General features: G+C 70.8%; 10 protein-coding genes. 3 read left to right on the top strand and 7 right to left on the bottom strand.

Annotated elements, in window-relative coordinates; all coding sequences use genetic code 11:
- The coding region (locus tag MBSD_RS13495; protein ID WP_237071815.1) for a TonB-dependent receptor plug domain-containing protein at positions 1-974 on the bottom strand (974 nt) is incomplete at its 3' end.
- 486 nt (positions 975-1,460) lie between these two features.
- On the bottom strand, positions 1,461-2,468 hold the full coding sequence (locus MBSD_RS13490) for a hypothetical protein (RefSeq protein WP_114693278.1): 1,008 nt from the start codon (positions 2,466-2,468) through the stop codon (positions 1,461-1,463).
- Positions 2,469-2,647: 179 nt separating this feature from the next.
- On the opposite strand from MBSD_RS13490, the gene MBSD_RS13485 reads away from it, so the two are divergent.
- Positions 2,648-5,554, top strand: a complete 2,907-nt coding sequence (locus MBSD_RS13485) for a bifunctional diguanylate cyclase/phosphodiesterase (protein WP_082306678.1) — start codon at positions 2,648-2,650, stop codon at positions 5,552-5,554.
- A 3-nt stretch (positions 5,555-5,557) separates the two neighbouring features.
- Here MBSD_RS13485 and hslO read toward each other — a convergent pair whose 3' ends face one another.
- Complete coding sequence (gene hslO / locus MBSD_RS13480; RefSeq protein WP_272898343.1) at positions 5,558-6,454, bottom strand: Hsp33 family molecular chaperone HslO; 897 nt, start codon at positions 6,452-6,454, stop codon at positions 5,558-5,560.
- Positions 6,455-6,682: 228 nt separating this feature from the next.
- Between hslO and mtgA the strand changes: the two genes are divergently transcribed.
- A complete protein-coding gene (gene mtgA, locus MBSD_RS13475) occupies positions 6,683-7,396 on the top strand; it encodes a monofunctional biosynthetic peptidoglycan transglycosylase (RefSeq protein WP_062537820.1) in 714 nt (237 codons plus the stop codon).
- Position 7,397: 1 nt separating this feature from the next.
- Here the strand turns inward: mtgA and arsB are convergent, their stop codons facing one another.
- From arsB to MBSD_RS13455, 4 genes are read right to left on the bottom strand one after another with little or no spacing between them, the layout of a single operon-like run.
- Positions 7,398-8,453: an ACR3 family arsenite efflux transporter gene (gene arsB / locus MBSD_RS13470; protein WP_062537819.1), complete on the bottom strand. Its 1,056-nt coding sequence runs from the start codon at positions 8,451-8,453 to the stop codon at positions 7,398-7,400.
- Complete coding sequence (locus tag MBSD_RS13465; protein ID WP_062537822.1) at positions 8,450-8,956, bottom strand: arsenate reductase ArsC; 507 nt, start codon at positions 8,954-8,956, stop codon at positions 8,450-8,452. The genes arsB and MBSD_RS13465 overlap by 4 nt, the downstream gene beginning before the upstream one ends.
- The gene (locus MBSD_RS13460; RefSeq protein ID WP_062537818.1) at positions 8,953-9,453 is read right to left on the bottom strand and encodes an ArsI/CadI family heavy metal resistance metalloenzyme; all 501 of its coding nucleotides are present in this window, start codon (positions 9,451-9,453) and stop codon (positions 8,953-8,955) included. The genes MBSD_RS13465 and MBSD_RS13460 overlap by 4 nt, the downstream gene beginning before the upstream one ends.
- Positions 9,450-9,794 (bottom strand): ArsR/SmtB family transcription factor, encoded by a 345-nt coding sequence (locus MBSD_RS13455; protein WP_062537817.1) that lies wholly within the window; start codon positions 9,792-9,794, stop codon positions 9,450-9,452. Before MBSD_RS13455 ends, MBSD_RS13460 begins: the two co-directional genes overlap by 4 nt.
- Before the next feature lie 135 nt (positions 9,795-9,929).
- Here MBSD_RS13455 and MBSD_RS13450 point away from each other — a divergent pair, with 135 nt between their 5' ends.
- Positions 9,930-10,358, top strand: coding sequence for a CBS domain-containing protein (locus MBSD_RS13450; RefSeq protein ID WP_062537816.1), 429 nt, complete (start codon positions 9,930-9,932; stop codon positions 10,356-10,358).
- Positions 10,359-10,403 lie beyond the last annotated feature (45 nt).

Raw genomic sequence — 10,403 nt, 5'->3', positions numbered from 1 at the left:
AGCTGGTAGTTCGCCAGCGCGAACGCGCTGGTGCGCTCCTGCGGTGTCAGGATCAGGTTCAGCCGCTGGTAGTTGAAGCTGTCGGTCGCGCCCGAATAGCAGCGGTAGTCGGCGCGGCTGGTACCGTCGGTACCGGGCAGCTTCGTCACGGAGGAGCAGCCCAATGCCGTACGCGTCGGGTCGCCGGCCGGCAGGAAGATGCGGCCGTTCGGATTGCGGCTGGAGCCCAGCTTGATCACGCTGCCGCTGTAAAGGTAGGTGGCGTCCTTGGCGAAGTCGCGGTCCGCCGAGGAGATCGGGTCGAACTTGTTGTAGTTGATGCCGGCGATCACCGAGCCCTTGTCGCCGGTCTGGCCGAACGTCGCCGAGAAGCCGCGGCGCTCGCCGTCGTTGCGGTCGGAGATGCCGTAGTCGGCGCTGAACTCCGCGCCCTGGTAGTTCGAGCGCAGGATGATGTTGACCACGCCGCCGATCGCATCCGAGCCGTACACCGCCGAGGCGCCGTCCTTCAGCACTTCGATGCGCTCGACCAGGTTGGCCGGGATCTGGTTGATGTCGACGCCGCCCGCGGACGGGCTCTGGATGATGCGATGGCCGTTGATCAGCACCAGGGTGCGCTGGGCGCCGAGGCCGCGCAGCGACACCGTGGAGGCGCCGTCGCCGCCGCCGTTGTTGACCTGCGGATTCTGCGCCGCACCGGCGATGGACGGGGCTTCCTGCACCAGGTCGCCCAGGGTGACCTTGCCCGACTGCTGGATCTGCGCGCGGTCGATGGCGAACACCGGGTTGGCGGTCTCGAGGTCCACGCGGCGGATGCGCGAACCGGTGACCACGATGGTTTCGAGCGACTGGGCCTTCTGCTCGCTCGGCTGCTGGCTGGCCTGATCCTGCGCGTAGGCAGTTCCGACGACCCCCATGCCGGCGACCGCGCCCACCGAAAGGGCAAGGCGGACCGCCGACGAAAGTTTATTCACGTCGAGTCTCATTACACTCTCCAACGTCAGAGTTGTGACACAGCTCGGGACAAGTGCTTCCGTCCTGGAAAACCACTCGGGACAAGTGTTCCCCTCCGGGAAGAGCCGCCATGGCGGCCTGCCGCACCCTCGGCAGCGGCCGATGCTAACAACTTTATAACCCCTTGGGAATCCCTGCCGGAGGGCCGCGGGGCATGGGGTCCAAGGCCTCGACGCCTGCCGCCGGCCTGCATCCAAGTGGCGGAAATCCCGACCGATTCCGCCTGCGCCCAGGGCGCCGGCTTCCTTGATCCCGGAGCGGTCCGCGCAGGCGGGGTGAGCGCGGCCAGCGATGTCTCGGGGCGCGCGATCGGGTGCGGACCGGCACGGCGCCACGCCGTGCACTTGGCGGCCGCAGGGGATGGGAGGGCGCACGCCCCAAGGACCGGGCCTTGCAGGCAAGCGAGGCCCGGGAGATCGCCTCCGCCGAATCGTGGGGAGAGGGACTTACAGGTCCTGGTGGTACTGGACGTACGGCACGCGGGTCTGCTCGGGCGAAGTCGCACCCGGCGCGATCAGCGGCGGCGTGCCCGAAGACCAGAGGTTCTGCGCGCCGATGCTCAGCTCGCCCTGCCAAGGCAGGCGCAGGGTCACGCCCAGGTCGATCGCCGTCCAGCGCTGTCCGGGGATGGAGAAGTTCGTGCCGGCGGAAGGCTCCAGCACGCGGCCGACGATGTTGCCGCTCAGCGGGCCGCGGTCCAGGCCCAGACTGAGGGTCTTGCTGTCGAAGCTGTCGGCGCCGGGCGCGACGAGCTGGGGCAGCACGCGGATGCGGCCGACGCCGGCGCCGATGTCGAGATGGGTGTCGTCGCCCAGCAGCAGCTGACCGCGGGCATTCAGGCTGCTGCCGCCCTCGAGGCCGCCGGCCGGCAGGCCGGGGATCAGGGTGGGCAGTTGCGGCACGATCTGCGGCAGCGCGTCGCGGCGGGGACCCTCGGCGCGGCTCAACCCCAGCGAAAGGTCCAGCCCGAAGGTACGTCCGCTGTAACCGGCGCCCACTTCGGTGCCGAACAGGGACAAGCCGCTGCTGCCGAGGCAGATGCTGTGGTCGACGCCGGGCTGGGCCGGCACGCAGCCGGCAGCGGCATTCGACCAGGTCGTCTGCGACACGCCGCCGCGCACGTAGGTCTGCGGCGTGACGTCCAGTTTCAGGCCGCTGTTCAGATAGGAGGATGCGCCGATCAGGCGGTAGTCGAGCAGGCTGCCGATCTGCGGCGCGGCAGGCTGCAGCGGCGCCGGCTGGGTCTGTCCGGCGGCGACCAGCGCCAGCACCCGGCCATTCGGCGACCGCCACAGCGGCAGGTACACCCCCGGCGCCACCTCGGCGACCTGGTTCAACGGCGTGACGGCAAGCCGCTTCGCGTGCGCCGCCACGGGCGCCTGCCCCCAGGCCGCGAACGGCAGGGCCAACAGGAAGGCCAGCGGGGCGAGGTGGCGTCGCATCTTCAAGGGCATGAATATTGCTGTGCTTCCATCGACCGCCCCCACGGCAGCCGGTTCCGCACGACTGGGGATTATACGCTTCTTTACGTTTTGCTAACAGGCCACGGCGTGCGCCCGCTCACAGCTTCGGCGGTGCGGACCCCGGGTCGCAGCGCTACACTGCCGGCCACTACCGGCGGCGCGAACGACTGATGACGCCAGCGTATCCCGCGCTCTCGGCAGGGGGCACGAGCGTGGTCGGGGCGAATGCATCGCCCTGGGACGCGCTCGAGTCCCTGCTGGTCGTCGATACCCCGGCTGCCGTCGAGGCCGCCTGGCGGGCTTATGCGCGCACCCGCTTTCCGGAGACCGAACTGCGGCTCGCCCCGACGAAGCCATCGCCGGCTCCTGCGGGCACCCTGCTCGACCGGCGCGGCGAGCACGGCCGGACCCGGCTGCGGCTGGCGCTCGGCGCGGGTCTGCCGCTGGCGCTCGAAGCCGTCTTCCCCGGCGAAAGCCCGCGCCTCGAGCTGCTGACCGCGCTGGCCCAACTGGCCCGCGTCGGCGGCCTGCGCCTCGGCACCCTTTCCGAACTGGCGAGGCTGCGCCAGTCGGTCGCCCGCCTCGAACAGGCCGAGCGCCTGCAGCGCGCGCTGTACGCCATCGCCGACCAGGCCAGCGGCGACCGCGAGATGCGCGAGGTGATGCGCGCGCTGCACGGCATCGTCGGCAGCCTGATGTACGCGGAAAACTTCTATATCGCGCTGCGCGATCCCGCCCGCGACACCCTGCGTTTCGCCTACTACGTCGACGTCGCCGACCGCGATCCGCCGGACTCCGGCCGCGACTACCCGCTGGAGGAAATGCGCCACAGCCTGACCTGGCACGTGATCCGCCGCGGCAAACCGCTGATGGGCTCGATGGAGCAACTCGCCGCGCAGGTCGACGGCCCGCTCGCGGCGACCGGCCCGGACTGCGTGGACTGGCTGGGCGTGCCGCTGCTGCACGGCCAGCAGGTGATGGGCGTGGTGGTGGTGCAGAGCTACACCGAGGAAGCCCGCTACACCGAGCAGGACCGCGCGCTGCTCACCTACGTCGCCCAGCACATCCAGACCGCGCTGGAACGCCGCCTGGCGCACGAGGAGCTGGAACGACGCGTCGCCGAGCGCACGGAGGCGCTGCGCGAGGCCAACCGCGTGCTGCAGCAACAGGTGCTGGAGCGCCAGCGCGGCGAGCGCCTGCAGGCGGCGCTGTTCCGCATCGCCGAGCTGGCCGGCACCACGGAAAGCATCGACGAGTTCTACGCCGCCGTGCATCGCGTGATCGGCGGCCTGCTGTACGCGCGCAACTTCTACATCGCGCTGCTCTCCGACGACCAGAGCGAGCTGCACTTCCCCTACTCGGTGGACGAGTTCGACGCCTCGCGCCGGCCGCGCCGGCTGGGCCGCGGCCTCACCGAGTACGTGCTGCGCCACGGCACCGCCCTGCTCGCCCACACCGACGACATCGAGCGCCTGTGCGCGACCGGCGAGCTGGTGCAGAGCGGCGCGCAGTCGGTCTACTGGCTGGGCGTGCCGCTGGTGTGCGAGGAGCGTACGGTCGGCGTGCTGGCGGTGCAGAGCTACAGCGAGGAGCACCGCTACAGCCAGCGCGACCAGGAGCTGCTGACCTTCGTCAGCTACCACGTCGCCAACGCGCTGGAGCGCCGGCGCGCGGCGGAATCGCTGAAGCAGGCCAACGCCGAGCTCGAGCGGCGCGTCACCGAACGCACGCGCGCGCTGGCGCTGGCCAACCGCGATCTGCGCGAGCAGATCGCCGAGCGCGAGCGCATCGAGCGCCGCCTCAAGCACGAAACCCTGCACGACTCGCTGACCGGCCTGCCCAACCGCAGCCTGCTGCTGCAGCGCCTGGAGCGCGCGCTGGGCCGCTACCACGAGGACGCCGCGCGCGTGTTCGCCGTGCTGTTCCTCGACCTCGACCGCTTCAAGGTGATCAACGACTCGGTCGGCCACCTGATCGGCGACGACCTGCTGTTCCAGGCCGGCGGGCGCATCCGCGCCTGTCTGAAGGCGCAGGACGTGGTCGCGCGCCTCGGCGGCGACGAGTTCGCCGTGCTGCTCGAGGACATCGGCGACGCCGAGGGCGCGTGCAAGGTCGCGCAGCGCATCATCGACGAGCTGAACGCGCCGTTCCGGCTGGGCGCCAAGGAACTGTTCACCTCCACCTCGATCGGCATCGCGCTGGCCGCGCCGCACTACCGCCGTCCGGAAGAACTGCTGCGCGACGCCGACTCGGCGATGTACCGCGCCAAGGACGAGGGCCGCCAGCGCTACGCGCTGTTCGACGAGCGCCTGCGCCGCGAGGCGGTCAGCCTGCTGGAGACCGAGAACGACCTGCGCCGCGCGCTGGCGCGCGGCGAATTCGAGGCGCACTTTCAGCCGATCGTGCGCCTCGACGACGGCGGCACGGTCGGCTACGAGGCATTGCTGCGCTGGCGCCATCCCGAGCGCGGCCTGCTGCTGCCGGCCGACTTCCTCGCCATCGCCGAGGACAACGGCTCCGCCGAGGCGATCGACTGGAAAGTGTTCGAGCAGGTGTTCGCGGCGTCGCCCGCGCTCACCGCCGGCGGCGCCTTCGTCAGCATCAACCTGTCCGGACGCCACTTCCGCTCCATCGATCTCGACCGCCGCCTGCTCGGTCTGATGGCCGAGCACGGCGTGGCCGCGCATCGCGTGCGCATCGAGGTCACCGAGCGCGCGCTGCTGGAAAACCCGGCGCGGGTGAAGCGCACGCTGGAGACCCTGCGCTCGCACGGCATCGGCGTGGCGCTGGACGATTTCGGCACCGGCTACTCGTCGCTGAGCTACCTGCACCAGTACCCGATGCAGGCGCTGAAGATCGACCGCTCGTTCGTGACCGACCTGCCGGCCGACGGCGAAAGCGGCAGCAGCGCGGTGGTGCGCGCCATCCTGGCGATGGCAGGCTCGCTCGGCATGCAGACCATTGCCGAAGGCATCGAGCAGGAAAGCCAGCGCCAGGTGCTGCTGCGCATGGGCTGCGTCTACGGCCAGGGTTTCCTGTTCGGGCAGGCGCAGCCGCCGGCGGTGTGGCTGTCCTGAGCGCTAGTGCGACAGCGGCGAGGCCGGCGCGGCCGGCGTCGCGCTGAGCAGCCGCTCGGCGTCGACGCGGTCGAACAGGTAGCGGCTGGCGCAGAACTCGCAGGTCACCTCGATTTCGCCGCCGCGCGCGGCCAGCGCCGCCTCCACCTCGTCGCGACCCAGCGCGCGCAGCACGTTCTCCACGCGTTCACGCGAGCAGCCGCAGCCGAACGCCAGCGGCCGCGCGGCGAACAGGCGCACGCCCTCCTCGTGGTAGAGGCGGCGCAACAGCGCCTCGACCGGCAGCCGCAGCAGCTCGTCCTCGCCGAGCGTGGCGGTGAGGTGGCCGACGCGCGACCAGCTATCCTCGTCGACCTCGCCGGCGATGCCGCCTTCGCGCGGCAGCCGCTGCAGCATCAGCGCCGCGGCGCGTCCGCCGTCGGCGGCCAGCACGATGCGCGTGGGCATCTGCTCGGAACGCTCGAAGTAACCTTCGAGCAGTTGCGCCAGCGGCGCGGATTCGACCGCGACCAGCCCCTGGTAGCGCTGCTGGCCCGCCTCGGTGCCGCCGATGGTGATCGCCAGCAGGGCCTGCGGCAGCGCGCCGAGGTCCAGCGGCTGCGGCAATGCACCTTCCCAGCGCGCCAGTCCGCGCAGGCGGCCTTCGTCGCTGCACTCGGCGAACAGCAGGCGCAGCGGGCCTTGGCTCTTCAGTTCCAGCGACAGGCTGCCGCGCAACTTGATGTTGCCGGTGAGCAGCGCGCTGGCGGCCAGCGCCTCGCCGAGCAGACGCTGCAGGGGCGCCGGATAGTCGGCGCGGCCGGCGACCTCCTGCCAGGCGTCGGACAACTGCACGAGCACGCCGCGCACCCCGGCGCGCTCGAGCATGAAACGGTGCAGGACATCGCGGTCGTGGGACACGGCTGGAAGGACCTCGCGGGAAACAAGCGTAAGGATGCGCCCCGAGCGGGACGGTAACCGCGCCGCGCCCCCTCGCGTCAAGCGGCGGCAAGGCATCGGCGCTGGCCGCGGCAACGGCGGGGCGTCGCGCATCAGGTGAGGCGGCCGGGCGGCGATTTCAACCGCGCGGCGCCACGCCCGAGCCCCTATACTCTGCCCGCGCCGGCCGATCCGGCGCCTTCCGCCATCATGTCGACTGCCTCCCGTGGATTCGCGCGCCGCCTGCTGCGCGCGCTCGGCCTCGCCGCCCTCGCCTGGATCGCGCTGACCTGGGCGGTCGTGCTGCTGCTGCGCTTCGTGCCGCCCTTGACCAGCGCGTTCATGATCGAACGCAGCATCGGCGCGTGGGTGCGCGGCGAACGCGGCTTCCACCTGCGTTACCGCTGGACGCCGTGGGAGAAGATCGCGCCGGTGGCGCCGCTGGCGATGGTCGCCAGCGAGGACCAGAAGTTTCCCTACCACCACGGTTTCGACGTCGAGGCCATCCGCGACGCGATCGGCGAAGCCGAGGACGGCGAGCGCCTGCGCGGCGCCAGCACGATCTCACAACAGGTGGCGAAGAATCTGTTCCTGTGGCCCGGACGCAGCTTCGTGCGCAAGGGGCTCGAAGCCTATTTCACCGTGCTGATCGAGGCGACCTGGCCGAAACGGCGCATCCTCGAGGTGTACGTCAACATCGCCGAGCTGGGCGACGGCATCTACGGCGTCGGCGCCGCCAGCGAGGCGTTCTTCCACACCACGCCGGCGCATCTCTCCGGTTGGCAGGCCGCGCTGCTCGCCTCGGTGCTGCCGAACCCGCGCCGCCTGCACGCCGACCGCCCCTCGCCCTACGTGCTGCGCCACGCCGCCTGGACCCAGCGGCAGATGGCGCAACTCGGCGGCACGTCCTACCTGCCGCAATGAATCACGCCGCCTCGTACCAGCGCCGGCTGCGATTCACCACCGCGACCACAGCAAGCATCACCGGCACCTCGATCAGCACGCCGACCACGGTCGCCAAGGCGGCGCCGGAGGCGAAGCCGAACAGGCTGATCGCCGCCGCCACCGCCAGCTCGAAGAAGTTGCTGGCGCCGATCAAGGCGGAGGGCCCGGCCACGCAGTGCGCTTCGCCCAGCCATCGGTTCAGCCCGTAGGCGAGCGCGGCGTTGAACACCACCTGCAGCGTGATCGGTACCGCCAGCAGTGCGATCACCCGCGGCTGCGCGACGATTGCCTCGCCCTGGAAGCCGAACAGCAGTACCAGCGTCGTCAGCAGCGCGATCAGCGACCACGGCTGCATGCGCCGCAGCACCGCTTCCAGCGCTTCCGGGCCGCGCCGCAGCAGGCGTGCGCGCAGTGCCTGCGCGATCGCCAGCGGCAGCACGATGTACAGGGCGACCGACAGCAGCAACGTCGCCCACGGCACCTGGATGGCGGCGACGCCGAGCAACAGGCCGACGATCGGTGCGAAGAGGAACACCATGATGGTGTCGTTGAGCGCGACCTGGGTGAGGGTGAAGTTCGCCTCTCCACGCACGAGCTGGCTCCACACGAACACCATCGCCGTGCACGGCGCCGCAGCCAGCAGCACCAGGCCGGCGACGTAGCTGTCGAGCTGTTCCGCCGGCAGCCAGCGCGCGAACAGATGACGCACGAACATCCACCCCAGCATCGCCATCGAGAATGGCTTGACCGCCCAGTTGACGAACAGCGTGACGCCGAAACCGCGCCAGTGCCGGCGCACCGTACCGAGCGTGCCGAAGTCCACCCGCATCAGCATCGGCACGATCATCGCCCAGATCAGCACGCCGACCGGCAGGTTGATGCGCGCCAACTGCAGCGCGCCCAACGCACGGAACGCCTCCGGCGCCAGTCGTCCCAGCAGCACGCCGACGACCATGCACAGCGCAACCCATGGCGTCAGCCAGCGCTCGAACGTGCCCAGCGCAGGCCTCACCGCCTCCGCGGCGACCGCATTCATGCCGTGGCCTCGGCGATACGCCGCAGCGCCTCGCTCGCGGCCAGTCCGTGCAGCTTGTCGTCGGGCAGCGCGACCAGCAGTTCGACGCGACGGCGCAGCCGCGACCACGCCTCGAGAAACGCCTGTCGCCGCCGCGCCTCGTCGCCCTCGACCGCGGCTGGATCGGGCACGCCCCAATGCGCGACGGCGGGATGTCCCGGCCAGACCGGACAGACTTCGCCGGCGGCGTTGTCGCAGACGGTGATGATCAGGTCCATCGCCGGAGCGTCGGCCCCGGCGAATTCATCCCACGCCTTGCTGCGCAGGCGCTCGGCCGGATAGCCGAACGCCACCGCCAGTTCCGCCGCCAACGGCTGCACGCGTCCGCGCGGATGGCTGCCGGCGCTGTGCGCGACGAAGCGGCCGCCGCCCAGCACGCCGAGCAGGGCCTCGGCCATGATGCTGCGCGCCGAATTTGCGGTGCACAGAAACAGGACGTGGTAGGGAGGTGCGGTGATGTTCATGCGCAGCCGCCGCCGCAGCAGGCCGACGCCGCGCCGCCAGCCGGCGTCGTCGGCGCCTGCGTGGCGCACGCGGCGCCGGGGCCGCAACACGCGTCGGCCTCGGCGGGATGCGCGTCCTGCGGCGCGTAGTAGGTGCCCGCCTCGCCGTGGGTGTGGAAGCTCTCCCAGCGCAAACCTTGCGGATCCTCCGCCCAGTACTTGTCCGAGCGCGCGTAGCAGCAGGTCGTGCCGGTTTCGGCCAGCGCGACGGCGTCGGCCGCCTTGAGGCGGTCGCCGATCGCCTGAAGCTCGCGAGCGTCCTCCGCCTGCAGGCCGAGATGATCGATGCCGGGTGCGCGCTCGCGCTGCGAAATGGCGAAGTTGAGGCGCGGATCGTCGAGCATCCACTTCGCATAGTCCGGCCTGACCACGCTGGGCGCGGCGCCGAACAGCTGCGCGTAGAAGCGGATGCTGGCCTCGAGATCGCGGACGTTGACGTGTACATGGAAGCGCTTCATGGGCGTTTGCTCCGGGAGGTGGGTGCGCATCCGGGCGCGGGGGCGCAGGCGGTCGCATCGCCGGCGCAGCAGTTCTCGCTGAGGTAGGCGATCAGTGCGTTCATGCGCGTGTAGTCGGCGCGGCACTGGATGGAACGCCCGCGGCGCTCGTCACGCACCAGTCCGGCCGCGCGCAGCACGTTGAGGTGGTTGCTCAGGGTGGCGCCGGGCAGCGCGAGCCGCTCGGCCAGCACGCCCACCGGCAGCCCCTCGGGACCGGCCTGGACCAGCTCGCGGAACAGCGCCAGCCGACTTTCCTGGGCCAACGCCTTCAACGCGTCGAGCGCATTCGATGTTTTCATGTTTCCGGAATTATCGATATTTCATTTGCGACGTCAAGCGCCCGCCCGTCCCGCCGCCGCAGCGCAGCAGCGCCGCTCCGCCGGCCGCGCTAGACTGTCCGGGCCGGTCACCCAGGACCGGTTCGGGAGGGCCTCATGCGGCAGGTCAAGCATCTCCTGGAGGCGAAGGGGCGGCAGGTCTTCGCCATCGAGCCGGATCGGCCGGTGCTGGACGCGCTGAAGGCGATGGCCGAGCACCGCATCGGCGCGTTGCTGGTGATGCGCGGCGGCGACCTGGTCGGCGTCATTTCCGAGCGCGACTACGCGCGCAAGGTGGTGCTGTTCGGCCGCGCCTCGGCCGACACGCCGGTGGCCGAGATCATGTCGGCGCCGGTGGTCACGGTCGGCCCGGACTCCACCGTCGAGGAGTGCATGCGGCTGTGCACCGACCGCCGCATGCGCCACCTGCCGGTGGTGGAGCGCGGCAAGGTGATCGGCGTGGTCTCGATCGGCGACCTGGTCAAGGCGGTGATCGACGAGCAGGCCGAGCAGATCGAGCACCTGCAGCGCTACATCGCCAGCTAGTTGTGTAAACCCACCAGGTTGTTCATGTCGATGCGGGTGATCGGC

It is taken from the genome of Mizugakiibacter sediminis (genome assembly GCF_000953855.2).
In the GTDB taxonomy this organism is placed as follows: Bacteria; Pseudomonadota; Gammaproteobacteria; order Xanthomonadales; family Rhodanobacteraceae; genus Mizugakiibacter; species Mizugakiibacter sediminis.
The sequence above is the reverse complement of the archived record's forward strand: the minus strand, read 5'-3'. Positions and strand labels throughout refer to the sequence as shown.